The organism is Lysinibacillus sp. VIII_CA, from assembly GCF_049943995.1.
Classification (GTDB): domain Bacteria; phylum Bacillota; class Bacilli; order Bacillales_A; family Planococcaceae; genus Lysinibacillus; species Lysinibacillus pinottii.
Genome location: NZ_JBNFXM010000004.1, coordinates 179,431 through 206,151, shown reverse-complemented (window position 1 = coordinate 206,151; position 26,721 = coordinate 179,431). Strand labels below are relative to the sequence as shown.

23 protein-coding genes and 1 pseudogene are annotated in these 26,721 nt (G+C 39.9%); 3 read left to right on the top strand and 21 right to left on the bottom strand.

Annotation, left to right across the window (positions count from 1 at the left end; genetic code table 11):
- Positions 1-30: 30 nt before the first annotated feature.
- From ACP3VS_RS08280 to ACP3VS_RS08270, 3 genes are all read right to left on the bottom strand, one after another.
- The gene (locus ACP3VS_RS08280) at positions 31-1,512 is read right to left on the bottom strand and encodes a multicopper oxidase family protein (protein ID WP_012294004.1); all 1,482 of its coding nucleotides are present in this window, start codon (positions 1,510-1,512) and stop codon (positions 31-33) included.
- Between the two features lie 67 nt (positions 1,513-1,579).
- Positions 1,580-2,290, bottom strand: a complete 711-nt coding sequence (locus ACP3VS_RS08275) for a cytochrome c biogenesis CcdA family protein (RefSeq protein WP_426388531.1) — start codon at positions 2,288-2,290, stop codon at positions 1,580-1,582.
- Between the two features lie 31 nt (positions 2,291-2,321).
- The gene (locus tag ACP3VS_RS08270) at positions 2,322-3,053 is read right to left on the bottom strand and encodes a sulfite exporter TauE/SafE family protein (protein WP_036215638.1); all 732 of its coding nucleotides are present in this window, start codon (positions 3,051-3,053) and stop codon (positions 2,322-2,324) included.
- Between the two features lie 324 nt (positions 3,054-3,377).
- On the opposite strand from ACP3VS_RS08270, the gene ACP3VS_RS08265 reads away from it, so the two are divergent.
- Positions 3,378-4,145 (top strand): sporulation protein, encoded by a 768-nt coding sequence (locus ACP3VS_RS08265; RefSeq protein WP_012294001.1) that lies wholly within the window; start codon positions 3,378-3,380, stop codon positions 4,143-4,145.
- A gap of 194 nt (positions 4,146-4,339) precedes the next feature.
- Here ACP3VS_RS08265 and ptsP read toward each other — a convergent pair whose 3' ends face one another.
- The 11 genes from ptsP to ACP3VS_RS08210 all read right to left on the bottom strand — a co-directional run bounded on the left by ptsP (position 4,340) and on the right by ACP3VS_RS08210 (position 14,901).
- Positions 4,340-6,052 carry a phosphoenolpyruvate--protein phosphotransferase gene (gene ptsP, locus ACP3VS_RS08260; protein WP_031419728.1) on the bottom strand — a complete coding sequence of 571 codons (1,713 nt, stop codon included), beginning with the start codon at positions 6,050-6,052 and terminating at the stop codon, positions 4,340-4,342.
- Positions 6,049-6,315, bottom strand: a complete 267-nt coding sequence (locus tag ACP3VS_RS08255; RefSeq protein WP_426388530.1) for an HPr family phosphocarrier protein — start codon at positions 6,313-6,315, stop codon at positions 6,049-6,051. The genes ptsP and ACP3VS_RS08255 overlap by 4 nt, the downstream gene beginning before the upstream one ends.
- On the bottom strand, positions 6,312-7,064 hold the full coding sequence (locus tag ACP3VS_RS08250; RefSeq protein ID WP_180276562.1) for a glucosamine-6-phosphate deaminase: 753 nt from the start codon (positions 7,062-7,064) through the stop codon (positions 6,312-6,314). The genes ACP3VS_RS08255 and ACP3VS_RS08250 overlap by 4 nt, the downstream gene beginning before the upstream one ends.
- Positions 7,042-7,752 (bottom strand): sugar isomerase domain-containing protein, encoded by a 711-nt coding sequence (locus ACP3VS_RS08245; protein ID WP_426388555.1) that lies wholly within the window; start codon positions 7,750-7,752, stop codon positions 7,042-7,044. Before ACP3VS_RS08245 ends, ACP3VS_RS08250 begins: the two co-directional genes overlap by 23 nt.
- 33 nt (positions 7,753-7,785) lie before the next feature.
- The gene (nagA, locus tag ACP3VS_RS08240; protein WP_036161330.1) at positions 7,786-8,937 is read right to left on the bottom strand and encodes an N-acetylglucosamine-6-phosphate deacetylase; all 1,152 of its coding nucleotides are present in this window, start codon (positions 8,935-8,937) and stop codon (positions 7,786-7,788) included.
- Positions 8,938-9,033: 96 nt separating this feature from the next.
- Positions 9,034-10,983, bottom strand: a complete 1,950-nt coding sequence (gene nagE / locus ACP3VS_RS08235; protein ID WP_012293994.1) for an N-acetylglucosamine-specific PTS transporter subunit IIBC — start codon at positions 10,981-10,983, stop codon at positions 9,034-9,036.
- Between the two features lie 173 nt (positions 10,984-11,156).
- Positions 11,157-12,095 (bottom strand): ABC transporter permease, encoded by a 939-nt coding sequence (locus tag ACP3VS_RS08230; protein WP_036161327.1) that lies wholly within the window; start codon positions 12,093-12,095, stop codon positions 11,157-11,159.
- Positions 12,073-12,993, bottom strand: a complete 921-nt coding sequence (locus ACP3VS_RS08225; protein WP_099805257.1) for an ABC transporter ATP-binding protein — start codon at positions 12,991-12,993, stop codon at positions 12,073-12,075. Before ACP3VS_RS08225 ends, ACP3VS_RS08230 begins: the two co-directional genes overlap by 23 nt.
- A 43-nt stretch (positions 12,994-13,036) precedes the next feature.
- The gene (locus ACP3VS_RS08220) at positions 13,037-13,759 is read right to left on the bottom strand and encodes an ATP-binding cassette domain-containing protein (protein ID WP_426388529.1); all 723 of its coding nucleotides are present in this window, start codon (positions 13,757-13,759) and stop codon (positions 13,037-13,039) included.
- Between the two features lie 9 nt (positions 13,760-13,768).
- Positions 13,769-14,125 carry a GntR family transcriptional regulator gene (locus tag ACP3VS_RS08215; RefSeq protein WP_012293990.1) on the bottom strand — a complete coding sequence of 119 codons (357 nt, stop codon included), beginning with the start codon at positions 14,123-14,125 and terminating at the stop codon, positions 13,769-13,771.
- Positions 14,122-14,901, bottom strand: coding sequence for a hypothetical protein (locus ACP3VS_RS08210; protein WP_012293989.1), 780 nt, complete (start codon positions 14,899-14,901; stop codon positions 14,122-14,124). The genes ACP3VS_RS08215 and ACP3VS_RS08210 overlap by 4 nt, the downstream gene beginning before the upstream one ends.
- Before the next feature lie 779 nt (positions 14,902-15,680).
- Here ACP3VS_RS08210 and ACP3VS_RS08205 point away from each other — a divergent pair.
- Positions 15,681-15,911 (top strand): annotated as a pseudogene (locus ACP3VS_RS08205) (transposase); the annotation flags it as partial.
- 229 nt (positions 15,912-16,140) lie between these two features.
- Here the strand turns inward: ACP3VS_RS08205 and ACP3VS_RS08200 are convergent.
- The 4 genes from ACP3VS_RS08200 to ACP3VS_RS08185 form a co-directional block, all read right to left on the bottom strand.
- On the bottom strand, positions 16,141-17,691 hold the full coding sequence (locus ACP3VS_RS08200; RefSeq protein WP_426388528.1) for a hydantoinase/oxoprolinase N-terminal domain-containing protein: 1,551 nt from the start codon (positions 17,689-17,691) through the stop codon (positions 16,141-16,143).
- Positions 17,684-18,787 (bottom strand): DUF917 domain-containing protein, encoded by a 1,104-nt coding sequence (locus tag ACP3VS_RS08195; protein WP_426388527.1) that lies wholly within the window; start codon positions 18,785-18,787, stop codon positions 17,684-17,686. The genes ACP3VS_RS08200 and ACP3VS_RS08195 overlap by 8 nt, the downstream gene beginning before the upstream one ends.
- Entirely contained in the window at positions 18,784-20,052 is a 1,269-nt protein-coding gene (locus tag ACP3VS_RS08190; RefSeq protein WP_426388526.1) for a cytosine permease, read from the bottom strand. The genes ACP3VS_RS08195 and ACP3VS_RS08190 overlap by 4 nt, the downstream gene beginning before the upstream one ends.
- Before the next feature lie 131 nt (positions 20,053-20,183).
- Complete coding sequence (locus ACP3VS_RS08185) at positions 20,184-21,764, bottom strand: PucR family transcriptional regulator (RefSeq protein ID WP_230584374.1); 1,581 nt, start codon at positions 21,762-21,764, stop codon at positions 20,184-20,186.
- 176 nt (positions 21,765-21,940) lie between these two features.
- Between ACP3VS_RS08185 and ACP3VS_RS08180 the strand changes: the two genes are divergently transcribed.
- Positions 21,941-22,795 (top strand): pentapeptide repeat-containing protein, encoded by an 855-nt coding sequence (locus ACP3VS_RS08180; protein WP_031419663.1) that lies wholly within the window; start codon positions 21,941-21,943, stop codon positions 22,793-22,795.
- Positions 22,796-22,851: 56 nt separating this feature from the next.
- Here ACP3VS_RS08180 and ACP3VS_RS08175 read toward each other — a convergent pair whose 3' ends face one another.
- Genes ACP3VS_RS08175 through efeO form a run of 3 tightly spaced genes read right to left on the bottom strand, consistent with a single transcriptional unit; the run spans position 22,852 to position 26,677 of the window.
- Positions 22,852-24,567, bottom strand: a complete 1,716-nt coding sequence (locus tag ACP3VS_RS08175; RefSeq protein WP_012293981.1) for an FTR1 family iron permease — start codon at positions 24,565-24,567, stop codon at positions 22,852-22,854.
- A complete protein-coding gene (gene efeB / locus ACP3VS_RS08170) occupies positions 24,542-25,801 on the bottom strand; it encodes an iron uptake transporter deferrochelatase/peroxidase subunit (RefSeq protein WP_036166434.1) in 1,260 nt (419 codons plus the stop codon). The genes ACP3VS_RS08175 and efeB overlap by 26 nt, the downstream gene beginning before the upstream one ends.
- Before the next feature lie 6 nt (positions 25,802-25,807).
- Entirely contained in the window at positions 25,808-26,677 is an 870-nt protein-coding gene (gene efeO / locus ACP3VS_RS08165) for an iron uptake system protein EfeO (protein ID WP_012293979.1), read from the bottom strand.
- Between the last annotated feature and the right edge of the window lie 44 nt (positions 26,678-26,721).

Below are 26,721 nucleotides of genomic sequence, written 5' to 3'. Positions count from 1 at the left end.
ATCAGCTACCTTTTTATCCACCAAAAATTTCTATTCTACCTTTACTTGTCCCATCATACCATTATCTTCATGCTCCAATAAATGACAATGGAACATATAGATGCCCTTATCTTGAAACTTCACTGCTAATTTAACTGACTCACCTGGTTCAATGGACACCGTATCCTTCCAGCCCTGTTCATTGGGCGGTGGCGCCTGACCATTAATGGATACAATTTTAAATTGCGTGCCGTGTATATGAAACGGATGGGTCATGCCTCCCATCATATCAGGTTTATTGTAAATTTCCCAAATTTCTGTCACTCCCTGCTGTTGAACAAAATCAATTCTATTCTTATCAAATTGCTTGCCATTAATCGTTACCATCGTCCCCATACCAAATAGCTCTATACGTTTAGATACAGGTAATTGTTGTTCTTCACTAGTTGTAGAGAATTGATTAAATACATCCTGCATCTTCTGTGGAGTAGTGCGTTCATTTGTGATCGTAAACGGTAACAGGACTACACCTTCTTCATTTATCAATGATAAATCATTGGAAGAACGTAGCTTGGAAAAATCGATGATAATTTCAGCACGTTCACCTGGTGTTAAGGTCAGTTTATTTAGTGGAACAGGGCTATTTAAAAATCCTCCATCTGTGGCGATTTGTTGAAAATTCTCATTTGTACTAAGCTTAAAAGTGAAATTCCGAGCATTGGAGCCGTTCACTAATCGAAGTCGAACAGGCTCTTGGCGGACATGAAGCTTCGGATTGAGCGTACCATTGATGAGTAATGTATCACCAATTGTCCCATCATTATTTTTGAATTGCTGGTAGTTCAATTGCTGTTGATCATCAAACTGGCGGTCCTGAAAGATTAACGGAATATCATTCACGCCATATTCATGAGGTAATCCTAAACGCTGTGAATTTTCATCCTCCACATAAATGAGCCCAGCTAGTCCTTTATATACCTGCTCAGCCGTCTGTCCTTCTGGGTGAGGATGAAACCACAAAGTAGCTGCTTGCTGGCGGATATTAAAAGTCAGCTGCTTCGATTGACCAGGTTCTATTCGTTCATGAGGGCCACCATCCCCCTCACCTGGTATTTCTAAACCATGCCAATGAAATGTTGTCTCTTTGCTCATTTCATTTGTTGTTGAAAATTGCACAGTTTGTCCCGATTGAATCCGTATCACCGGCCCTAAAAAGGACCCGTTATAGCCATAGGTTTCTGTTTGAACCCCTTGATAAAACTCTGTTGTCCCTTCTTGTGCGACAATTGAATAGTGAGCTGGATTATCTCCATCTGGTTCTAGTAAAGGTGGGATGACCAACTCATTTTCTCCTGTAGAAGGTGCAAGCTGTAAGGGATTTGTATGACTCATATGACCATTTGTCCTATCCATTCCCTCATGAGCCTTGTTCATTGGTTTAGTAGATAATTCGTCAGCTGTTTTACTAGTACTACACCCGCCTATTAGTAAAATCAATAGCGTCAGTAATGAAAACCATACTTTAGATTTCATCTATTTTCCTCCTTTTGTTACAACAAAACGAATGTAACAAAGAAGTATGGAGAAATGATGAAGGTCGTTAAAATCCTGAAAAACCATCGAACAAGGGGCTTAGCCAAATGATGATTCTTGTTAAACCATCGAAAAATAGAATAATGCCTAGCACAATCATAAAATAGCCACCCACTTTTGTGATCATGTGACTATACTTTCGTATCCATGCGAATTTCGTGACAAATTGTGATAGAAGGAAAAATGGGATGGCGAACCCTAACACATAGGCGATCATGTAAAACATACCCATCCCTGGATGCTGGGAAGCCATCATAAAAACTGCCCCCGTAATTGGGCCTGTACAGGGCGTCCAGCCCGCTGCAAAGGCAAGACCAATAAAAAAAGAGCCCAAATAGCCTGTGGGACGATTTTTAAAGGAAATACGTTTTTCTTGCATTAAAAATTTCGGGGATAAAGCACCTATAATAATTAAACCAAACAGCACAATTAATATAGCCCCAACCTGTCGCAAAACATCTTGGTACTGGAAGAAAAACCACCCCACAACAGATGAGCCATAGCCTAAGAAAATAAAAATCACAGAAAATCCAATTAAAAAGAATAGTGTATGCAACATACCAATCGTTCTTAATTTTTTATTGTCTCCCTGAAGCTCATCCAATGACATTCCTGTAATATAAGAAATAAAAGCTGGATAGAGCGGTAAGGTGCAAGGCGAAATAAAGTTTAAAAACCCTGCGCCAAAGGCTAAAAAAAGATTCATATCTGGATTCATTTTGTTCGCTCCTTACATCTTACAAGTTAAGTTATCCCCAATATGTAATGGTGTCCATTATACCTAGTAATAGTAACAATATGCCTGCCATTAATTGAATAACTCTCCCCATCTTCATGCTTCTTCGTAAAATGAGACGCTTAGCATCGAAAAGATAAATGAAGAGAAGCATGATAAGTAGTGGTACAGAAGTGGCAACCCCAAAAATACTCGGTAAGATAAACCCATAGGAAGTGCCTGTCACAATGGGCATTAGCCATACAAAAAACAGCACAAACATGGTTGGACAAAAGGCAATAGAGAAACTAGCCCCCATTAAAAAGGAACCTAATTTGCCCCCTTTCATAACAGGAGGAATAAGATTCGATAGGCAATTTAAAAATTTTAGCTTTAATAAACCTAATAAAACGAGCCCTGTCAGTATCATAATTGGTCCAATGGCCTGACGAAAAATGGGGAAATACAATGTCATTTTAGTTTCAAACGATTGTCCAAATAACCATGCTAAAAAACCAAGTCCGCTAAAAACAACTACTTTTCCAAAAATAAAAAACAGAATATCCTGCCAATTATTTTTCATTTGAAGCGTCCTATTTCCATAAAATGTAATCGCACTCATATTACCGGTTATTTGGCAGGGAGCTAGTGCCCCTATGAGACCTAAAAGAAGCGCCATAGCCCAAGCTGAATGCTCATAGGCATTTAAAAATTGGTTGATTGGCTCACTCATAAATTGACTAATCGCTGACAAAAAACTATACAATTGAAACACCCTCTATCTGTTCATCATTTCAGCTTTAAAAACTAGCCAAAACTAGTATAAAGGTTAAATATGAATAAACGGTGCAGAAATCGAACACACCGTTTTGAGAAAACTATGATGTGATCAAAGTATGTCTTTTTGTTGGTAGACGCTATCATACGAATCCACACCGGGAGAGCGATACTAGATATGGTTTCATTGCTCGTGCTATCGCCATCCCTCTTTCGATTTCCAATGAGTATGGCGAAAAATTTATGAGTCTTGAAACCTTTTTTCAAACTGTGCGTATGTATATCTAACAATGTCAGTAGGAGGAATGTAAGAATGTCTTTTTTTCATAAAGCACTAGCAAGTTTTGGAATAGGTTCAGCAACAGTTGATACAAGGTTGGAAAAGGATACTTATCGAGCTGGAGAAGTCATGCGAGGTGAAATCATCGTGCGTGGTGGTCAAGTTGAACAACAAGTGGATTCTATCTATTTATCTATAAATACGACATATATACGAGAGTCCAATGATCATAAACATACAGAGGTGGCCACTCTACAAAAAGTCAAAGTGACAGAGCCTTTTACACTAGCAGCTAGTGAAGAGAAGGTCATTCCCATTTCATTGACACTGCCCTTTGAAACACCCATTAGTGCGGGCAAAACGCAAGTTTGGATTCAAACTGGACTTGATATTAAAAATGCCGTAGACCCAAGTGATAAAGATTATATTCGTGTAGAGCCAACAAGCCTCGCATCACATATACTTGACGCTATAGGGCAATTAGGTTTTCGTTTACGAGAAGCAGAATGTGAACAAGCCCCAGCACGCTTCCGTGGATATTATCCATTTGTACAGGAGTTTGAATTTGTACCAACAGGTTCCTTTAGAGGACATCTAGATGAACTTGAAATAGTTTTCCTCTCGCAGTCCAATCACTCTGCAGAAATTCTATTACAAATTGACCGCAAAGTAAGAGGGATTGGAAGCTTCTTCGCAGAGGCTCTAGAGATGGATGAAAGCTACGTTCGAACAACGATTACGATGCATGATCTACCGACGCTTCCAGAAAAGCTTCAACAACTTATTTCAAAGCATATATAAATTCAATAAAAAGTAGTTGAAGAGCACTTCAACTACTTTTTTATCTCCAAGCACACGTATGGAGGAGATGATTTTATGTCATGGCAAAAAAATCGGGTTTTGCTGTGAAAAAGAAAAAAGACTGTAGACAACTCAACATTTTTTTGAGCTCATCTACAGCCTGAACCATTTACCACGTGTAGCTAATAGAAAAGTTATTTCACCGCTTGCTTTACTTTTTCCATAACCTCTTCAGCTGTTGCTACTTGTAACGCCTCAGTCGCTAAAGCTTGCATGTCCTTAACAGACAGGCGCTTCAATAAAGAGCGTGTTTTCAAAATGGATGTTGCGCTCATTGAAAATTCATCTAAGCCTAAGCCAAGCAATAAAGGAACTGCTAGCTCGTCGCCTGCCATCTCTCCGCACATCCCTACCCATTTCTGTTCTTGATGGGCGGCATGAATGACCATTTGAATCAAGCGTAAAATAGCTGGATTATACGGCTGATATAAATAAGATACTTTTTCATTCATACGATCTGCAGCCATTGTATATTGAATTAAATCATTCGTTCCAATGGAGAAAAAGTCCACTTCCTTCGCAAAAACATCAGCCATCACTGCTGTAGCAGGAATTTCAACCATCATACCAATTTCAATGTCAGCACTTACTTCCTCCCCCGCTGCTTTTAGCTTTTCTTGCTCTTCTAACAAAATCGCTTTGGCATCACGGAACTCTTGAATAGTCGCTATCATCGGGAACATAATTTTGAGGTTTCCATATACAGATGCTCGCAGTAGAGCGCGCAATTGCGTACGGAATAATTCCTGTTGCTCTAAGCATAGACGAATGGCACGATGACCAAGGAATGGATTCATTTCCTCCTGTAGCGGTAGATAGGGCAAATGTTTGTCTCCACCAATATCTAGTGTGCGAATGACTACTGGCTTCCCCTGCATTCCCTCAAGAACCGTTTGATAAGCCGTAAATTGCTCATCCTCAGATGGCAGGTTTTCTCTGCCCATATATAAAAACTCTGTACGATATAGGCCAATTCCTTCAGCCCCATGGCGCAATACGCCCTCCAAATCGCCTGGAGAGCCAATATTAGCGGCTAGCTCTACATGTACACCGTCTTTGGACACCGTTTGTTCGTTTACTAAGGTCGACCATTCCGCTTGTTGAGTATGATAGCTTTGGGCTTTTTCTTGATAGCTAACGATCACATCAGCCGTTGGATTGACAAACACTTGACCGGATAAACCATCCACGATTAATATATCTCCATCTTGAATCGTAGTCGTTGCTACACCAGTTCCAACTACTGCTGGAATCTCTAATGAACGTGCCATAATGGCTGAATGAGAGGTGCGCCCCCCAATATCCGTAATAAAGCCTAGGACAAAGTTACGATCCAATTGAGCTGTCTCTGAAGGAGTCAAATCATTAGCTACAATAATCACCTGTTCACTAATACTACTTGGGTTAGGAATATGTACACCGAGTAAATGTGCTAAAATGCGGTTGGTCACATCTTTAATATCTGAAGCACGTGCACTCATGTATTCATCATCCATACTTTCAAATAACGCCACAAACATTGATGAAACTTCATGTAAGGCAAATTCTGCATTGACTCCTTCATCAGCTATTTTTTGATTGATAGGCCCAATTAATTCTGGGTCCTTCACCACTAATAAATGCGCTTCAAAGATGGCTGCTTCCTCGGCACTGAATTTTTTTAATGTTTGCTGTTTGATGGCCTCTAGCTCTTGCTCCGTTTTGGCAAGAGCAGCGGCTAAACGTTGCTGCTCCGCCTGAACATCTTGAACCGTTGTTTGGCTAAATGTTAAATTCGGCTGTACAAACCGATACGCTTTAGCAATGGCAATGCCGTCTGAAGCGGCAATACCAGCGAGATGTGTCATTGTGCAAGCCCCATTTCTGTCAGTAATGTTGCTAATGCCTCAAATGCTTGATCTTCGTCTTCCCCCTCTACATATAGTGTAAATTGAGAACCTTGCTTTAAAGCTAATCCCATTACGCCAAGAATTGATTTTAAATTCGCTGCTTTTTCTTCAGTACGCACTTCAATTGCGGAAGCGCATGGTGTAGCTTTTGCCACAAGCTGGCTTGCTGGACGTGCATGAATTCCTAACGGATCGATTACTGTAAATTGTTGTGTTTTCATGATTTATTCTCCTCTACTTGTAAATCTGTTAAAATGATGACATTTGGATGTTTGGTTAAAGCACTTGCTGGAATTTCCTCTGTATAATCAGAGGCCAGCACACGCTCTAATACTTCACGCTTAGTTTCTCCCACTGCAATTAACAAAATGCATTTTGCACGCATAATAGATTGAATCCCCATAGTGAACGCTTGCGTGGGCACTTCATTAATCGATGAAAAGAAGCGAGCATTGGCTTGACGAGTCGATTCTTCCAATGTTACAAGATGTGTCAAGGACTCAAATGGTGTACCTGGTTCATTGAAGCCAATATGGCCATTTTGTCCGATACCAAGCAATTGAAAGTCTAAGGAATGTTGTTGTAATAGCGCTTCATAGCGAGCTGCTTCCTCTAAAGGGTTCGTCGCTAAGCCATTTGGTAAATAAGAAGCTTGGAATGGTTTTTCGTGAAATAAATGCTGATGCATGTAATAGGCATAGCTTTGCTCATGGTTAGCTTCAAGCCCTACATATTCATCCAAATTAAAGCTGATGCAATTCGAAAAATCAATATCTGTTTTACAGATTTTAGCATACAACGGTTCCATCGTTCCACCAGTAGCTAGCCCGAACGTTGTGGACCCATTATTTTTAGCAGCCGCAATGATGGCAACGGCTCGTGCATATAAATCTTCTTTTGAATTAAATCTTTCTATGTTCACCACATATCCTCCTTTTCCTAAGGTCTTAAAAATGAATACGCTGACCATATTGTTCAATGAGCTCATCATTATTGGTGTTCCCTAAGTTACTGCTAGCAAATACGGGTAAGCTGGCGCCTTGTTCATGCAGAATTTCAATGATTTGAGCGCATAGAGCATTTAGTAGCGCTGCCCCTAATACGGTAGATACAGGTCCATATTGGAACTCATCAACTGTTAAAACCCCATCCCCTAGTGGTACATGCGTATTTAAAACATCATCCACGATATCCTCTAAACGTTGACCTGAGGGATGGCGTGATGGCTGCTGTTGATAGGCCAATGATTGTAGTGATATCGTATGCGCACCTGCTTCTTTTGCGTAAATCGCCATATCAATTGGTACTGGATTGTTGGCAGAGGTTGAAATGATGATACAAACATCTTTGTCATCAAACTGTAGCTCATCCTTATAGGGAGCTAAAAATGCTTGCTTCTTTTCATTTTGTGAAGATTGCCGGGCTCCCTGATGTAGCATTAAGGATTCAATGTGTATCGGTTTGACTGGAACTAAGCCGCCAGCCCTGAAATAACATTCTTGTGCTAATAACATGGAATGACCTGAACCAAATAACTGGATAATGCCTCCCTGTACTAGACGTTTAACGATTAACTGAGCTACACGGTTAATTTGTTCACTTTCTTGTTGTGCCACCATTGTTAAATAGCGATTGACTTGTTGAAAATAGGTATTCATCATCTATCACCTTTTCATTTCAAACATTTCTTCCTAATTGTTTGTCTGCACCCTGATCCGGCCAGCTTTAATCGTTTGATGGAGCAGCAAGTGTTCATCTACAATCACTGCATCCGCATCATACCCTTCTGTAAGCTGCCCTTTGTTCGTTAATTTTAATTGCTGGGCAGCATTATAGCTGGACATTTTCACAAGCTCCTCCAATGTACAGTTGGTAATCTGACGCATATTTCGTACTGCTTGATCCATTGTTAAAATACTGCCTGCCAGTGAACCGTTCGATAAATGTGCGCCTGATTCTGTCACATGCACCAATTGACCACCTAAATCATATTCACCGTAGGGCATACCCTTCGCTCGCATCGCATCCGTTATTAAAATAATGCCGTCTGCCCCCTTCAAGCGATAAGCCATTTCCACAGCTCCTTCATGCATATGAATAAAATCAACAATTAGTTCAGCCTTTATGGCATCTACTAGCAAAACACCACCAACCACACCTGGATCACGATGATGGAATGGACGCATTTGATTGTATAAATGAGTCCCCTGTGATGCACCTAATTGAACAGCTTCCTGCATTTGCTCAAATGTAGCGTCGGAATGACCAATTGATACAATAACGCCACTTTCAGAAAGGCTTTGGACAGCTGCCATTCCATTAGGTTCCTCCGGTGCCAGCGTAATTTGTTTAATTTTTTGACCACTTAATGCTTGCCATTTTTTAATGACTTCCATATCTGGCTGGACAATATAATCAAGTGGCTGAGCTCCTGCACGCTGCTTCGATACGAAAGGTCCCTCAATATGCAGACCAAGTACTTCCGCTTCATCTGACTTTGGCTGAAATTGTGCCACATTGACGATGGCCCGTTCGATTTTGTCAAAGCTTTGCGTCATCGTAGTGGCTAAAAAGCTGGTTGTACCCTCTTTTAATAGTGATTGGGCCATGATATGTAACCCTTCATCAGATGCATCCATCGTATCCATTTGGGCAGACCCGTGAATATGCATGTCAATAAATCCTGGCAATAAAAACTTTCCTGAACCCTCTAATTGATCAACGCCCTGCGCGTGAATATGCTGGGCAATCTGAGCAATTTTGCCGTCCTTCATCCACACATCCATCTGTTCATCTCGACCACTCGCATTGACCACTGTGATGTTCCGAATTATTAAACTCAAGAAAAACATCTCCTCTTCTTGAACAAGGGCTGTTGAAAAGGTATCCATTTGCAATATGATTGCCTATGTTCCCTCTGCACACAGCCCCATGACTTGTTACTTTTTCAATGAAATAATATTGGTAGCGCCTGCTCTTTGGAAACTTGATTTTTCTAACGTAATCTCTTGCCCCATTAGGCTAGTGAAAACGACAGGGGTAATAATGGAAGGCACTTGTTCCTTTATTTTTGTGATGTCTGCTTTTAATAATGCCTCTCCACGTTTAATTGTTTGACCATCTGATACAAGCATGTCAAAGCCCTCACCATTCAGTGTTACAGTATCTAAACCGACATGAATTAATAATTCTACACCAGTTTCAGATTTTAAACCGATCGCATGCTTCGTTGGGAAAATCATCACCACTTGACCGTCAAACGGTGCATAAACAGTTCCATCTGTTGGACGAATCCCAAAACCAGGACCCATCAGGCCAGCAGAGAATGCTTCATCCGGTACTTCTGATAACGGTAATAAATCCCCTGTCATTGGCATTTCAAAATCATGGAAAGTTGTTGTTGCGTCACTTTTTACTTCTGCTGTCGCTACAGGCTGTTCCGTCAGCAACTGGACATTAGCAGGTGCTGGGTTGCCTTTTTGCAGACGTTCTTTCATAGCCTCCGCTAAAAACTCAACAGATGTTCCAATAATTACTTGTACATTGGTTTTACTAATACGCATAACACCTCGCGCACCTGTTTGCTTCAATGTTTTCTCATCCACGACACTGGCATCCTGTACGGACATACGTAAACGAGTCGTGCAGTAATCCACTTGCTGAATATTCTCTTTACCACCTAATGCTTCAATTGTGTAGTAGGCACGTACATCAATATCATCGGAAATAGCTGAATTTGATTCCCCATCCTCTTCCTCATCATCTTCACGTCCTGGTGTCTTTAAGTCCAGTTTTTTAATCAAGAAATAAAAGACGACAAAATATATGGCCCCAAAGCCTAAACCTAATGGTAGAAGCATTAATGGTTTATCGGCCAAACCTAAGTTTAGCAAGTAGTCAATTAACCCTGCTGAGAATCCAAAGCCATCACGGAACCCAACCATATAGGCAACTGCAAGGGAAATACCTGTTAATACTGCATGGATACCATAAAGAACAGGTGATAAGAACATGAATGAAAATTCAATCGGCTCCGTCACACCTGTTAAAAAGGCTGTTAAAGCGATAGATACGAACATTCCACCCACAATCGGTCGTTTTTCTTTTTTCGCTGTGAAATACATCGCAAGACAAGCTGCTGGTAAACCGAACATCATTATTGGGAAGAAACCAGCTTGGAAATGTCCAGCTGTTGGATCGCCTGCTAAGAAACGATGGATATCCCCTTTCACAATTTCACCCGCGGCATTCGTAAATTCACCGAAATCAAACCAAATAACCGTATTGATTACATGGTGAAGACCAACTGGTATTAATAGACGGTTGAAGAAACCATACATCCCAACGCCAAGTGATCCTGCACCGATCATCCAATTGCCGACAGCATCAATACCGCCCTGAATTGGTCCCCAAGCAATGGCTAAAATGCTCCCTAAAATCGCCATAGTGATGGACGTGATAATTGGTACAAACCGCCGTCCACCAAAGAATGATAACCATTCTGGAAATTTCACATTATAATATTTGTTATACAGTAAGCCTGCCGTAATACCGGCAATAATACCACCAAACACACCCATATTTAATTCTTCATTAACCGTCCCTAAAACGGCTACTAATACGAGGTGAGCAATCGCACCTGCAAGAGCTGCTCCCCCACTGCTATCATGTGCTAACCCCATCGCAATACCAATCGCAAAAATAATAGGTAAATTGCCTAGTATAGCATTCCCAGAAGCGGCCATAATACTAGCAATGTACTGAATGGCTTCATTCGGCACTGCTCCAAGCATATCCCCAGAACCTAAACGCAAAAGCAAGGCTGCTGCCGGTAATGTCGCGATTGGAAACATAAGTGACTTACCGATTTTTTGTAAGAAAGCAAACATTCTTTATCCCCCTTTGGTATAGTTGTCTAGACCACTTTTATGAAAAAAAAGCGTTTTCATTAAGTTGCTATTATTATAGGCGCAATTTGAAAAAAAATAAATACTTTTTTAATAATTCTTGATGTAAAAAAACCGTACCCTAATAAAGCATTAGGGCACAGTTCTTCTTTAAATTATGCAGTAACGTCTCGTTTCATAAAGGATGTATAACTAATCACTAGGAAAATTACAGCATAAATAGCTAATACAGTTAGCGAGAATGGCATTGTCATATCTGGAACCATTAACATATCTTTTTCATACTGAGTTAAATCTGCATGTGTTAGCCAAATGTATTTGACAATGTCGTATCTACTTAAGAACATAATGATCATGCCACCTGTAAATGACAGGAACATCGTTAAGCCGATTGCTAATGAGCTCGAACGGAATACTGAACCAACTAAAAAGGCAAATAATGTAGACATAACAAAATCACCGCCAGATAATAGATAATGGTAGGCTAAATCATTCCATACTGCCTTTTCAGCCACCTGACCATTAACAATCTCTAATTCCACACCTGAGCCTACACCAAATAATACTAAACCTACAATTGCACTCACAACTACATTTACAGCAACTAAAAACAAACCGAATAAGAAGGTTGTCAATAATTTAGACGTTAACACCTTCGCACGGGACATAGGACGAGTCAACAGCATTTTAATAGTACCTGTTGAAAATTCGCTGGAGACAATACTTGCGGCAGTAATCACCGTAAATAAAGTGACAAGTGTTAGCATATTGCTTGTAAAGGACATAAAGCTTGCAAGGCTGCTATCTTCTTGACTCGGCGCATCATGGGCTAATCGGTACTCCGAAATAGCAATTCGCTCTTCAAAAAATGCTTTGTCTTCCTCGGATATGTCCTCCTCTGCCAGCATTGCCTTATTATTTTGGATAGACTGCTGCTCTATCTCCTGCCATGATCCCTCATCTGATGATTTACCCTCATAATATTTCATGATGCCGCCAGGAACTAGAATGACAAGGACAAGCATAGCGACCATTGCCCACGTCCCTTTTTTATGCCATAATTTCATCCATTCATTTTGAATTAGCTTCAGCAATTTGTCCGCCTCCAGTCATTTCTAAGAATTGATCCTCTAATGTTTTCTGATGTGGCTGTACGGCAAATAGTTGCATACCTGCTTGCACAAGCCCTAATGTCAATGCAGGAACATCCTCTTTCTTCAATTCAATTACATAGCCTTGTTTCATTGCCTCAAACTTGTAATCATGTTGTGCCAGATGGGCAGAAACCTGCTCTTGTGGCTGTGCTTCCACATAGTAAAACGACGTGCTTTCATTATGAATTTCACGAATGTCGATTAGCTTCCCATTTTGAATGACGGCCACTCGATCACACATTAGCTCAATTTCAGATAATAAGTGACTGGATACAAAAACCGACACGTTATCTTCTGCCGCAATTTTGCGAAGGTACATACGGAATTCGCGAATACCAGCTGGGTCTAAACCATTCGTTGGTTCATCTAATATTAGAAATTTTGGTCGATGTAATAGCGCCTGAGCAAGCCCTAGTCGTTGACGCATACCAAGAGAATACGTTGCAACCTTTTCATGGATACGATTTTCTAGACCAACCTGTTTAACGACCTCCATGATTCGTTCCTTTGAAACATTTTTATGCATACGTGCAAAATGCAATAAATTTTTATAGCCCGACATAAATTTATACATTTCTGGATTTTCGACAATCACACCAACCTTGCTAATCGCTTCCTCATAATGCTCCTGTAGCGATAGTCCATCAATGATGACCTTGCCCTCTGTTGGATGCATAAGGCCCGTCATCATACGAATCGTTGTTGTTTTCCCTGCCCCATTGGGTCCTAAAAAACCTGTAATTTGTCCTGGATATAAATCAATGTTTAATTGTTGTATTAATTGCTTTCCACGAATGGTTTTCGATAGATTTTGCAATTGAACAATTGGTTCTGTCATATTTATTCACCCTTTCTTTTTAGTTACGCCTGAGCCTTTATCGTTAAAAGTGTTGGCGATCTTTATCATTGGAAGAATGACCATAAAAACCTTTCATCCATTGAACCGCATCTTTATTGGTCACATCACGCAATGTCTCTACGTCTTCATAAGCTGTGATAGAGCCAGCTTTTAATAAAATAATTTGATCTAAAATAGGTTCAACCTCATATAATTCATGCGTAGACAGCAAAATCGTTTGATTTTCAATGTCCGTAAATTGAATTAAACCTTTAATGAGCTGCTCTCGCACAATGGGGTCTAGCCCAGCAAATGGTTCATCCATTAAATAATAAGGAACTTCTCGGCCCAGTGTAGCAGCCATTTTCATACGTCCACGATTCCCTTTTGATAATTGACGTAGCTTCTTATTTTTATCCACCTGTAAAAATTCAGCTACTATACATGCCTTATCATAGGAAAAGTCTTCAAATTGAGAAGCGTAGTGCTGAAAGAGCTGTTCCCCCGTATAATAATCAAAAAACAAATCAGTATCTGGTAAATAAGCAATTTGATCCGCACTTCGTCGAGTAATTGGTTGACCATTCAATACCACTTCACCAGTTGAGGAGCGTAATAAGCCAGCTAAAACTTTGAGAAGTGTAGATTTACCACTACCATTTTCCCCAACGAGCCCAATGATCTGTCCAATAGGAAAGGAAAAGGATAAATCCTGTAAAATGGGCTTATTCTTATACTGAAAAGACACATTTAATAGCTGTAACATTCCTTCACCTCATGCTTTATTTTTTAATACAACGAGCATTTCTTCTTTGGAAAATCCCAACGCCTCGATAGATGTTAAAAAACTTTCGGCTAACTTATTTTTCATATCATCTCGTAATCCTTCGATGCGTTCCTCATTAGTCGTAATAAAAGTACCCTGTCCTCGTTTGGTTTCCGTTATATTCATTGCCTCTAACTCCTTATAGACTCGTTGCACCGTATTAACATTGACACCCGTTTCGACTGCATATTCCCTTACAGAGGGCAGTCGATCTCCAAGCAATATCTGCCCCTTTAAAATGTCCCCGCATATCCGATCGACAAGCTGACTATAAATTGGTTTATCACGTGAAAAATCCATCGTCATCGTAATACCACCTTTTCAAGCCACTTGGATGCCGTTAAAAAAAGCAGTACGATGAGTAAAATAGAAGCTACTTCTTCAACAACATAAATAGAGCCCAGCCTCCATTCCATCGTTGTCGTTGCTTTTACTTTGGGTAAAAACGGTTCTAATTTGCTTAACGAAATGGCGCCACGGTGGAAAACCGTGTCATAAAACTGACTCTCCGTTATTCGTACCCAAGCCGATGTGGTAAGTCCAAAAGCAACCATCGTCAATACAATGGAAAAACGCCCAATCACATGCTTCAATTGCAAGTAAAAAGCTAAAAAGAACAACAGTAAAACAAATAACATAAATTGGAAAATGGTTAACGCAATCACAATTCCTATTAAAACGAATACGATTTGTCCAATATTTGCGATAAACTCTTCTTTTATATTAAAGATGGCAATACCCACAAAGAGCGTATTAAAAAGCGCATAGCCTATGAGCGAACAGACCATCTTGGCTCCTACTAGCTTTGTGATGGAACTAGTGGAATGGAGCCAGCTTTCCTTAGCTTTAATATCCAAACGCATACTCGCTAAAAATTGTAAAACAGAATAAAATCCACCTACAAAAAGGACAAGAAGCGTAAAGGCAAATGCTAGCTGATTTTCTTTAGGGAAGAGATCAACAAATTGATGTAATCCATAGGGAACGATCCAAGAAAACATAATTCCCGCAAATATCCCCATTAAAAACCATGAGCGGTAAAGTACCCATTCTTTTTTTAAAAGTCCTACAAAACTTTTCATACTCAACACCTCGTGTCATAGTGTACTAGTCAGATATTACACTATGACTTCTTTATTTTCAAGTACCAAATACAAGAAAAAGGAAATGAGAGCCTCGTTTGATTAAAATGAAACATTTAACTTGTATAGCATGAGCTCTCTTCAGCTATCAATAAAGTCTAAAACAGAATACATTGCGAGGACACAAAGACAACAAAAGGCGGAACCAAAATGGAAAAAATGGTGCTATTTTACTACTATATTGAGTTTACAAATAGAGGGGGCATTCAAGGGCAAAAATTCCGACTCGGTATTGAAGGAGATGACATATCCGAAGTTAGCCCAATATATTGTAGAGGATATGAGATTGCTAATGGTTGATAGAGTAAGCATTCTTAACAAGAAAATGATGAATGAAAAACTTAAAAGACAAACCAAAAAGGAGAAATTAGGACGTACAGATTAGTCCGAAGAGTGCTATTAATTCCACTATCATGAAGTAAAAAAAAGAAGAGCCCTTTTTAGGACTCTTCTCAGACTGTAGACAAACTCAAAAAATTTGAGAGATTGCCTACAGTCTTTTTTGTTTTACAATGAAATAAAGTAAAGTCGTTGATTTTCACTACGGGCGGACGCTTTCCGCGGGCGGGGTCGAGCTGCTTCCCTCGCCTCGCTCAGTCCAGGATCTCGACTTTCCCGCTTTTCCCGCAGGAGTCGCCGCCCTTCGTTCCCATCAACTTCTACATAAAGTACTCCATCTACATAGGGTGTTGAAAAGTAAATTTTTGAGGTGATAAACGATGATGACGAAGAATCCATCCAATGAACGAGAACAATTAGAAATGTTAACGATTGATCCATTAGTTCCCAACAATCATTTAGTGCGAAAACTAGAGGCTGCTATTGATTTTTCATTTATCTATCCTTTAGTCGAACAGCTCTATTTACCTAATGGGCGTCCTAGTACTGATCCTGTTGTTCTCTTTAAAATGACGTTTATTCAGTACGTTTTTGGTATTCGATCCATGCAGGCGATGCTTACTTTTGCTGCCATGAATTAATTTAAAGAAACTAGCTACTTGGACGTGGCAGACAGCTTAAGAGAGCATTTATGCTCGAAGAGTATGTTGGATACAGCAATGATTTACCAAATATTGAAAATGAAAGAGAAAGAAAAATGACAAAAGCCATCGAGAATACATTTCTCGATGACTTTTGTCTACAGTCTGAGAAGAGCCCTTTTTACGACTCTTTTCATCGCTACACCATTTTGCCTACAACTTTTACTTTTAATCTTGTTGCGTTTTCTGGATGATACGCTAATGGTGTTTCTTCCACTTCAACCAATTCGATTGTTTCCGCAAGGGCACCTGCTAATACAGCTTGTTTTACTGCTTTATTTTGTGCATCCTCTAAAGATTCCTCCCGAGGTTCTTTAGAATAAATATAAATTTGCTCGTATTGCCCACTAATTTGTGCAATGGATGCTCCAATCGCATTTGCCACACCGCCAAATTCTGATTTAACAATAGTAGAAACACCATGAATTTTTTCTGGCACAATAATACTACCACCGCCCACTAAAACAAGCGATACATCCTCTGATGATGTTTTCATTTTATCAATGGCTTGTTCTAGTAATGAAGAAATTTCTTCTTGAACGGCTTTAGCGAATGCTTCATCAATATGTGCCACTAAATTTCGATCTCCTACTTCTGCAAGACCTAAACGGACGGCAATATCTGTGGTTGTCATAGTTGACCCACCAAATACTAATGCCTCTTCACTAATTTTATAACCGACACTATCGGGGCCAACGGTAATTTTATTTTCCTTCACTCGAACGATACTACCACCACCTAGCCCGACTGAAATAATGTCAGGCATTCTAAAGTTAGTGCGGATGTCCCCTACCTCCACTGCGACTGAAGATTCTCGGGGGAATCCATATTGTAACACGCCAATATCCGAAGTCGTACCACCTACATCTAATACCATTGTATTTTGAATTTGTGATAAATACGAAGCCCCTCTTATACTATTAGTAGGCCCACAAGCAATCGTCAAGATTGGGAATTGCTTTGCATAGTCGATGGACATTAATGTTCCGTCATTCTGACATAGGTACACGTCTACATTGAAAATACCCTCCGCTTGAAGTGCCTGAATAAAGCCCTGTGTTGTCGTCTCAATGACCTTGCATAAAGCGGCATTTAAAATCGTTGCATTTTCACGTTCAATTAAGCCTACAGAGCCAATTAGTGATGAGCAAGAAACCGGGAAATCTTCCCCATAGATCGCTCGAATCCAGTCACGAACCTGCAATTCTTGATCATTTTTAATAGATGAAAAGACACCTACAATGGCAATTGATTCTACCTGGTCACGCCACTCTTCTAAGAGCTTTGTAATCTCTGCGTGATTAAGCGCACTCAATAGCTGGCCATCGTATTCATAGCCTCCATGTGCGATTGCATAATTCCCTGATAATTTATCAATCATATCGGAAGGCCAAGCTGTATAAGGTAGCACCGAGGCTGTAGCTGGATAACCTAGTCGAATAACACCAACCCTTGCTAGCTTTTTACGCTCAACAATGGCATTGGTACATTGTGTTGTCCCTAGCATGGCATGTGTAATTTTCGTTTTATCAATGTTTGCACCTTGTAATAATTGCTGCAATGATTGTTCAATACCTGATTTAATATCTAAACTTGTCGGTGACTTTACACTATAAATTAGCTGACTATTATAATCTAAAAGAATAGCATCTGTATTTGTTCCACCTACGTCAATTCCAATCTTATACATGTTCAGCTACCCCCTTTTTCACCAATTCTTCAATTGGCACGAAATCATAATTATAGCCAAAGTATTTTGGTCCTGCAGTTTCTATCCCTTTTGCTGTGCGCCATTTTTCATGTGATGGTAAACCAATTACGCGCACACGTTTGCCATATTTTAAACTTTCTGTCGTCACAGGCAACAAGGTTTCAAAATCGACTAAACAAATCAGGTCTGGTGTCATCGCAACAACTTGATCGTTCTTTTCTGCCAGTAAATTTTCATTTTGGAAATGAACCTTCATCTGACCCTCTTTATAGCCATCAATTCCTTCTAGAAGCATTTTCCCTAAGTTAAAGCCACCCTTCGTTTCGCGAATTACATCGACAATTTTCCCTTGAAATAGCTCGTACCCTGCAATGAGCTTTAAAAGGCTTGCAAGCTTATCGTTCACCTCTTGATCTTTAGAGGCAATAATTTCACCGATTTTTTCAGAAAGTGTCACAATATGATGCACACCACTTTTCTTTAGTTGAGCACCAGTTGTTGGATACAGGCTCACCAAAGAGCTAGCGCCCATTTCAACAGTAGCGGCGCGGGCAATACGCTCTGTCCATTTATTATCAATCGTTTCAAAAATGCCGATATTGCCTTTTTCATCTGTGATGGCCATAGGCGTTGCGGAAATACCATCTAAGTTAAACGTCACCATTTGCAGCTCTGGGAATGCCCGCCCCATACCATCGCAATCAATCAAAGGTAAACCTAGCTGTGCAGCCACCACAATTGGAATCATTGAATTGACCCCACCCGCTTCCATCGGGTATGTACCGGCAATTTTATCTTTCCCTAAATACTGCGCAAGCTTTTGGAAAACTTTTACAAACTCATCACCACGAGGAAATTTCTCGACTAAAACTGATGGTGCTCCCATCATAGCTGCGGGAATGAAAAAATCCTCATCTTCCATTTCCTCCACGGAATACAGCCTAACAGGACCATTTTTTTCAATGGCAGAAAGCGCCATTAATTTCCCAATATACGGATCTCCACCACCACCTGTTCCTAAAAATGCTGCACCTATAGCTATATGTTCAATAGCCGCTTGATCTAAATATCTCATCTATGTTCCTCCAATATGGCAGTTTTTTGTACGGATACACGATACCCAATATAATAAATAAGAAATGAAATAATAATGCCGATCATCGGTTGATTAGGTAATGTCGGCAATCCAGGAACGAAAGAGAATACAACGGGCATACAGGCAATCACTGCCCCTACTAGCCAAGAAAACACCCCTAAGCGATTAACGCCTTCTACCTCAGCCCAGCTATCTTTATGTCCTTTATGGATAACCCAATAAGAAGCAATCATAACACCTGCAACAGGTGGAATCATCGCGGATAGAATGGACATAATTGGTGTGAAGTAATTTAAAATCCCTACGACTGCTAAAATCGTACCGATTGTCCCAGCAACAAAAATCGCCATTCTCTCTTTGTTTTTTGCTACGTCAAATACATTAATTAAGGCAATACCGCCTGAAATTGCATTGACCAAATTGGTTTTCCAAGTGGCTAAAATTAAGCCAACCCCGCCGATAAATGGTGTAGCAATATGCAAAAAGACTGCGGTAATGTCACTTGTTTGATAAGCAATTGTTAAAATAGCTCCTACGCCAATCATTAACACTCCAGCAGGAATAATTCCTAACGTAGCGGCCTTGAAAACATCCGAACGTTTTTTGGAATATTGCGAATAATCACCCGCTATGACTGCCCCTAATGCGAATGAACCAATGGTCACTGCTAAACCATCCATAAAACTCATATTTCCTTGTGGCTCGTAAGCACGAATGAACTCAAGCTGCTCCCCTGTTAATGTTTGGACTAAACCATATACACAAATAATGACTAATAATGGGACAGCAATATAGCTTAATATACGTAATACCTTCATGCCATATATAGCAGAGACCACCATGACCATACCACTTATGAACGATGCTAGAGGAACCGATATATTCAAGTGATAGATGGAAAGCAAATTCGCTAAGGCAACCCCACAAACATTAGCCTGAATACCAAACCACCCTAAGCAAGCGATTGCTAGGATAATAGATAAAATCGTACGAGAGCCTTTTTTCCCAAACACTTGCCCAGCAACATGGACAGTCGGCCTACCTAAATCACTACTTTGCATTCCTTGTAATACCATAATGAAGACGACGATTGCGTAGCCTACAAATGCTACAGCCAGTGCCTTCGATAAGCTCATACTTGTAATGAGTGTATTTCCTACCAATAAACTAGGAATACATATCATGGCACCACCCCAAATAATCCCTAAGCTATACCATGATTGAACATTGTTGTCATTTCTCAAGCGACTCCCTCCTTATACTTAGTTGATGGATGAATGTTTTTAATTATAAAGAAAGCATAGAAGGGAGTCTTTTGCCTAAATAAAAAAAATAATCTGAAATTTTGTTCAAAATAACAAAATTTCAGATTATTTTAATCATTAATTAATCGATAGAGCATGCAAGCCATATACACATCATAAAATTCGGCGTAAATAGTTACATCTGTGCCAATCAGCTCGCTAATTTTTTTGATACGATATTTCACCGTATTTTTATGAATATAAAGTAGTTCCGCACAGCGCTCCATACTTGCATTTGCATCTAATAAAAAGGTAATCAATGTCTGTAATGTATCATGATCATGTAAGATGGGTTCAATGACCGATAAATATTCCTCAATCATTTCTTCCCCTTGCTTACTTACAGCAATAGCTCGTTTCATGGAACGAACCTCAGCTGCCGTAAATAATTTTCGCATGGGGTATATCGTGTGGGCTTTATCCCCTACCTGATTGACTAACTGATACATCTGACGAACGGCCTTCGTGTTTTTCATTTTGGGTGCATAGACGATTTCTACGATTTGTCCAGCATAATTGGTAGTTTCATTAAATTCGACAGTAATTTCAAACTCATGGTGCTTGTACAAGCAATTTCCGAGTAGCACAATCATACAGTGGTCAATACATTGAATGACTCTTGTTTGATAATATTTAGACAACTGCTCTTCTAGCTCATCTCGAACCTTTTTTTCATCCGCTAAATCATGCATATATACTAACCACATCATTTGAATAGCAGAAACATCAATATGCAGGAGATTGGCTAATCTTCTCATTTTTTCACTTTCATCATTGATGATTGCTTTGACCAGGGCATATTCGCTGACCTCATCATGCTTGTCTCCCCATAAATTAATGGCGACTTGGACAACCTCACTCACCTTTTCAATTGTCTTGGCAGGTAAATCGGTATTTTCCTTTATAAGGAATAAAAAGAGAGGCTCCCCATTTTTTTGATGCACTCTTTTATAGTCAATCACACATGAGATGTCACTTTGTTTTAACTCAAATTTACCTGTTTCACGAAAAACTTGTGATTGTGAGCATTCATGGATAGCGTAGACCACATCTAATGATGAATTTCTTGGCCACATGACTTGATTGATAATATCCAAATGACTATTGGTTAGCAGAATATTGGCTTTCAAGCGATCTGATAGCATTTTCAATGTAATTTCCACACTTCTTAAATGCTCAGGCAATAAGGATACCTTCTCTAAGGTTTCTTTAACGAAATGGTCATTAACACCCTGATTACTAACAATCGCTTCCATAACTTCATAAATAACTTCATTATAACGGAGAGAATAATCATTTTTGGGCATACAGATAATTATAAACCCTTGAGATTCGGCTAAGGCAAGCACTTCCTCTGGTATATGTGGCAACACAATACCCACATAATATAAGATAAGGCCCAGCTCTCCTAAATCGTGTAAATGCTGAATTGTCTCACATTGCTGTTCCACACTATCTCGAATGGAATAAAAGGAGCTAATCACCAGCTCTTCTGCATACCATTCCTCTTGCACACGATTAATAATTTTCGAATAAAAATCAACATTCGATACTTCTAAAACAGATAAAGAAGAGACCGTGCGATGCAGATTATCTCGACCTGTTAAAACCTCTGCCCCGCGAAAGGAAGGCAATTGCAATAAATCTTTCACCGTTACCCCATGTTCAACCACCACTACTTTTCTAAATTTTCTATACAACGTCTTGTGAAGAAGAATAACATAATCACACCTGTCTTTCAAAATATGGTTATCTGCATATTTCATAACCTAATATGCCCGTGCTAAAATAATAGCAAAGTTCATGAGGGAAGAGAGGGAAAAAAAGGATGTCTAATCGAACAATTAGAGACACATCGTTTGGCATGACAATTCGAGAAAGCTTACAGGCAGATTGCCCAAGCTGCTTTGGATTATGTTGTACAGCATTAAATATAGTCGCTTCCAGTGATTTTGCCATGCATAAACCAGCAGGCAAGCCATGCTCCAATTTAACAGAGGACTATAGCTGTCAAATTCATAGCAAGCTAAGGATGAGCGGCTATAAAGGCTGTACTGTATTTGATTGCTTAGGTGCCGGTCAGCACGTTTCCCAAGTGACATTTAAAGGGCAAGATTGGCGCCAATCACGAGAACTTGCTGACAAAATGTTTCAAGTGTTTCCAATTATGGAGCAGCTATATGAAATGATTGCTTATGTAGCGGAAGCTCTATCCTATCAAATTGACAGTATGCTCCATGAACAGCTCCTCGTTCAATTAGAACAGCTACAGCAGGCAGCGGAACTTGACGCTAATGGTTTATTGGCACTGGACATGATGGCTATTCGTATGCCAGTAAATGCTCTTCTTTTAAAAACTAGCGAACAAATGCGACAACATCTTGTAAAGGGGAAAGCTTCTCTCAAATTGAATCAGCGCGGCGTTGATTGGATAGGTAAAAATTTTCAGGGTAAAGATTTGCGAGCTACTGATTTAAGAGGTGGCTATTTAATTGCTGCCAATTTACAAGGAGCCAATTTACAAGGGGTAGATTTCATTGGGGCCGATCTGCGTGATACCAATTTACGTGGTGCTGATCTATCGACAAGTTTATTTTTAACACAAATGCAAATCAACGCCGCACAGGGCGATAACACTACCAAACTACCTTCTTATATTAAACGTCCAGCACACTGGCAGTAAAAAAGGATGCCTCCATCGAGACATCCCTTAAGGCCATAAGCGTTTGTGAAAGACGTTCAGGCTTGCTTCTTTTTATAAATGATGGTTGCCACGATTAAAATTAATAATATGGCTTGGCCAATCATTGTTTCCACGGTTGGATAGAAACCTATCATGCTTATGACAGGTAAGCCATCGACAATTGTTGTAGAAATCTTATTAGTCAGCTGTAATGTATGCAGACTGACACCGATAATCTTAAAGGCTAATACATAAATGAGCCATGTTGCTACGGCAAAGAATTTATGAATAGGAATTTTCCCACTTGCCTTAAACAACACAATGGCAAGCAAGGCAAGGATAATGAGTGCAACTACAATCCCAAGGATAAACTGAGAAGTCGCCATTTTCGGTGCAATACCCGCGTAAAAAACAAGCGTTTCTGCCCCTTCTCGGAAAACAGATAAGAAGCTAATCGCTGCCATGGCAAAAATAGAGCCACTGGAAATAGCATTGCCCATTTGCTTCGAAATATAGCGATTCCAACTGACCACACTTGATTTACTATGCAGCCATATACCTACACCAATCATCATCGCAGCGGCCAGTAAGCCTACATAGCCTTCCATTAATTCACGATTCGTATCAATTGTAGCCGAGTTTAAAATTGTTGACATAAGAACTGCGGCAACGGCTGATAACAAAACACCCACAAATGCTCCAATATAAATCCATTTCCGCATTTTCTTTTGCCCTGACTTATTAAGAAACGATACAAGAGCTAATATAATGAGTAAAGCCTCTAGCCCTTCTCGTAATAAAATTAACGCTGCATCCCAAAGCGTATAATCCGAATCTCCTTGAATCAATTCGATTTCTGTACGGAATGTATTTAATTTTTTTGTAATTGCTTCTTGATCGACAGAGGATTTTAATAAATCACTTGCGATAATAGGCATATCACTTTCAATTTTAGTATAAAGACTACCATTACGAGTTGAGATTTCTATTTCAACACGTGGCCAAATCATGATAAATTCTCGAACCTTATTAGAGGCTGCCTTATAATCACCGTCATCTACAAAGTCCATCGCCTCATCAATATAAGCAATTAATGTAGCTAATGAATAGTCACCTTCTACCGCTTCTGCTGTTTCTTTACCCGCTACAAAATCTGTAATCGTTTGTTGTAAATCTGCAAATTGAGTTTTCATTAACGCGATATCAGGCTCTTCAGCAGAAATAGAGATTCGTAGAAATGCCATCTGTGTTTCGATTTGTCCATACATGGCAATACTTTGCTCACGTACGGGGCGCTCACTTTTGTTCCACTTGAGATTAAAATCCTTATAAGCTTCGTCAATTGCCTGAGCATCCTCACTAGCTAAAGCTTTTTCAAAGTCTGCCAAAATCGGCTTCATCTTTTGCCCAAACTCCGCTCGCTGTGCAGCCTCATCTACTGGATTTTCCAGTTTTTCTAGGGCTCGTAAAGCATTCGACAGGGCAGACAGCGCCTCTAATCGGTCATCCTTTGATGTGGCCTCTGTTGCTTGGGCAAGGATGTCATCAACCTTAGCTTTCGCCTCTTTTTGTTCTGAAGAAACCTTAGCCCAATCTGTGGCAAACTGTTCAAGAGCCTGTTTAGCCTCTGTCTCTTTATCCTGCTTTGTATTCATTAATGCATCACTAATTGCAATATATAAATGACTATAGGATTGCGCAGCTTGCACAGGTAAAGCTAAAGTCAGAAATAAAGCAATAACGATACTACAGCGCGTTAAAAAGTGCTTCACCTAAATAACTCCCCTTTTGTACACCAGGGAAGCAAGCAAACACTGCACTGCCTCGATGGGTAATATACTCATTCATTTTATCCATACGTCCCAAGCTATTTTGAATCGTTGTAAATTGGGCAGGGTCCTTTTGAAATGAAATAAAGATAAGCCCTGCATCATGAGTGCCTGTATTCGACATCACACCAGATGCATAGGAATACGATCTCCGCAAAATACGAGCTCCTGCTTTACGAGCCAAATGAACATGTGATGTATCAGGCATAATATAATTCCCTTTATCATCCTTCGCCTCTACATCAAAATCATCAAATTCCTTAGTTTTACCCATCGGTGCCCCACTATCACGGTAACGACCAAATGTAGCTTCTTGATCTTTTAAAGATGTACGATCCCATGTTTCAAGATGCATTTGAACTTTACGTGCAACTAAATAAGAGCCGCCTTTTAGCCAACCTTTATCCACCCAAACAACTTTTTTTAAATCCTTTTCATCTGTAATGGATGGATTCACTGTGCCGTCCTTGAATGCAAAAAGATTTCGGGGGGTCCCACCACCTGCTGGGAACGAGTTAAAGCCTGACTGTGACCATTTAATCTCCACTTTCCCAGATGCTGCACGCACTAAATTACGGACCGCATGGAATGCCACCTGTGGATCATCTGCACAGGCCTGAATACACAAATCACCACCTGTATATTCTTTCTGTAGCTGATCTTTTGGGAAATGTGGTAAATCCTTTAACTCCGCTGGCTTTAAATGCTGCATACCAAGCTTATCGAATAAGGAAGCACCCACACCAATAGTAATTGATAAATTGGCAGCATCTAAGCCCTCTGCCTCACCGGTATCACCAGTCGGTACTCTCGTATTCGATGAAATATCAGCCATTAATTCACCATTCATTAAACGCACAACAAGAGGTGTCCATTGCTGGAATAACTCTTGCAGTTCCTTCTTCGATGTCACTAACACATTTAAAGAAGCAAAATAAATATTCGTTTGTACAGGTGTTACAATACCTGACTGATGGGGGCCGTAGAAATTGACCTTATTGCTTGCCGTAGTACTGTCAGCCACAGGCTCAAAAACATCATAGCCCATTGCTTTCATTACACCACCTAAACCAGAGGCACCAATGGCAACACCTGCCACCCCAATGCCTGTCAGTTTCAACATATCACGTCTAGAGATTTTTTTATTCATCCATTTTTCTTCATTTGATGCTGTCATTTATGTTCACTCCAAAATGATTCCCATTTGACTTAATGGTTCTCCAAGCTGATTCACCGCTGCCGCAAGCGCTTTTGTGTTGTCCTCTGTTAATTCCTCGTAGGAAATATAACCACCATCGGCAGTGGCATGCTGTGCTAATAAATCGTCCACCGCTTTGAATTTTTCATCAAGCGCTGTGACTAATTTTGAATCTTTCGCTTCTAATTTTGAACGTAAAATTTCAAAGATTTTTTCAGCACCTTCAATGTTCGCTTTAAAATCATACAGGTCTGTATGGGAGTAAATTTCTTCCTCACCTGTAATTTTAGATGTTGACACTTCATTTAATAAATCAACTGCACCCGTTATCATTAAATCAGGAGTCACTTCAACTGTTTGTACGAGGGCATGTAATTCCTTCGCATCTGCCAGAAGCTGATCAGCCACTACCTCATAGCCCTTTGTTGTATTTTCTTCCCAAAGCGCATACTCAAGCTTATGATAGCCTGACCATTCTTCTTCACCTTTTCCTTCTTCCTGTATATCAGCTAAACGACCATCAATACGTGGATCTAGGTCGCCAAAGCTTTCTGCAATGGGTTCAGAACGCTCAAAATACATACGTGCTGGTGCATACGCAGCTTTTGCTCCTTCAATATCTCCAGCCTTAACAAGATTGACAAATTTCTCTGTTTCTAGTAAAAATTGATCCATTTGCTCTAATGCAAATTGTTGATAGGCTGCTAGTTCAGAAGATAAATCAACCTCTTGTGCAGCTTTATCTGATTGCTCTGTTTCTGGCTTATCTTCTTTTTTTGTATCTTCTGTATTACCACAGCCTGCCATTAGAATGCCTCCTGCTACTAATACAGACAATAATGATTTGTTTTTCATACTTCGTACCTACTCCCGATTTTGTTTTATATTGTGATGATAAT

Coding starts and splice junctions, on each gene's coding strand:
- ACP3VS_RS08280 (WP_012294004.1), bottom strand. CDS start 1,512: ATGAAATCTAAAGTATGGTTTTCATTACTGACGCTATTGATTTTACTA.
- ACP3VS_RS08275 (WP_426388531.1), bottom strand. CDS start 2,290: ATGAATCCAGATATGAATCTTTTTTTAGCCTTTGGCGCAGGGTTTTTA.
- ACP3VS_RS08265 (WP_012294001.1), top strand. CDS start 3,378: ATGTCTTTTTTTCATAAAGCACTAGCAAGTTTTGGAATAGGTTCAGCA.
- ptsP (WP_031419728.1), bottom strand. CDS start 6,052: ATGACACATCTCGCTGGTATTGCCGCTTCAGACGGCATTGCCATTGCT.
- ACP3VS_RS08255 (WP_426388530.1), bottom strand. CDS start 6,315: ATGAAAACACAACAATTTACAGTAATCGATCCGTTAGGAATTCATGCA.
- ACP3VS_RS08250 (WP_180276562.1), bottom strand. CDS start 7,064: ATGGTCAGCGTATTCATTTTTAAGACCTTAGGAAAAGGAGGATATGTG.
- ACP3VS_RS08245 (WP_426388555.1), bottom strand. CDS start 7,752: ATGAATACCTATTTTCAACAAGTCAATCGCTATTTAACAATGGTGGCA.
- nagE (WP_012293994.1), bottom strand. CDS start 10,983: ATGTTTGCTTTCTTACAAAAAATCGGTAAGTCACTTATGTTTCCAATC.
- ACP3VS_RS08225 (WP_099805257.1), bottom strand. CDS start 12,993: ATGACAGAACCAATTGTTCAATTGCAAAATCTATCGAAAACCATTCGT.
- ACP3VS_RS08220 (WP_426388529.1), bottom strand. CDS start 13,759: ATGTTACAGCTATTAAATGTGTCTTTTCAGTATAAGAATAAGCCCATT.
- ACP3VS_RS08215 (WP_012293990.1), bottom strand. CDS start 14,125: ATGACGATGGATTTTTCACGTGATAAACCAATTTATAGTCAGCTTGTC.
- ACP3VS_RS08210 (WP_012293989.1), bottom strand. CDS start 14,901: ATGAAAAGTTTTGTAGGACTTTTAAAAAAAGAATGGGTACTTTACCGC.
- ACP3VS_RS08200 (WP_426388528.1), bottom strand. CDS start 17,691: ATGTATAAGATTGGAATTGACGTAGGTGGAACAAATACAGATGCTATT.
- ACP3VS_RS08195 (WP_426388527.1), bottom strand. CDS start 18,787: ATGAGATATTTAGATCAAGCGGCTATTGAACATATAGCTATAGGTGCA.
- ACP3VS_RS08180 (WP_031419663.1), top strand. CDS start 21,941: ATGTCTAATCGAACAATTAGAGACACATCGTTTGGCATGACAATTCGA.
- efeB (WP_036166434.1), bottom strand. CDS start 25,801: ATGACAGCATCAAATGAAGAAAAATGGATGAATAAAAAAATCTCTAGA.
- efeO (WP_012293979.1), bottom strand. CDS start 26,677: ATGAAAAACAAATCATTATTGTCTGTATTAGTAGCAGGAGGCATTCTA.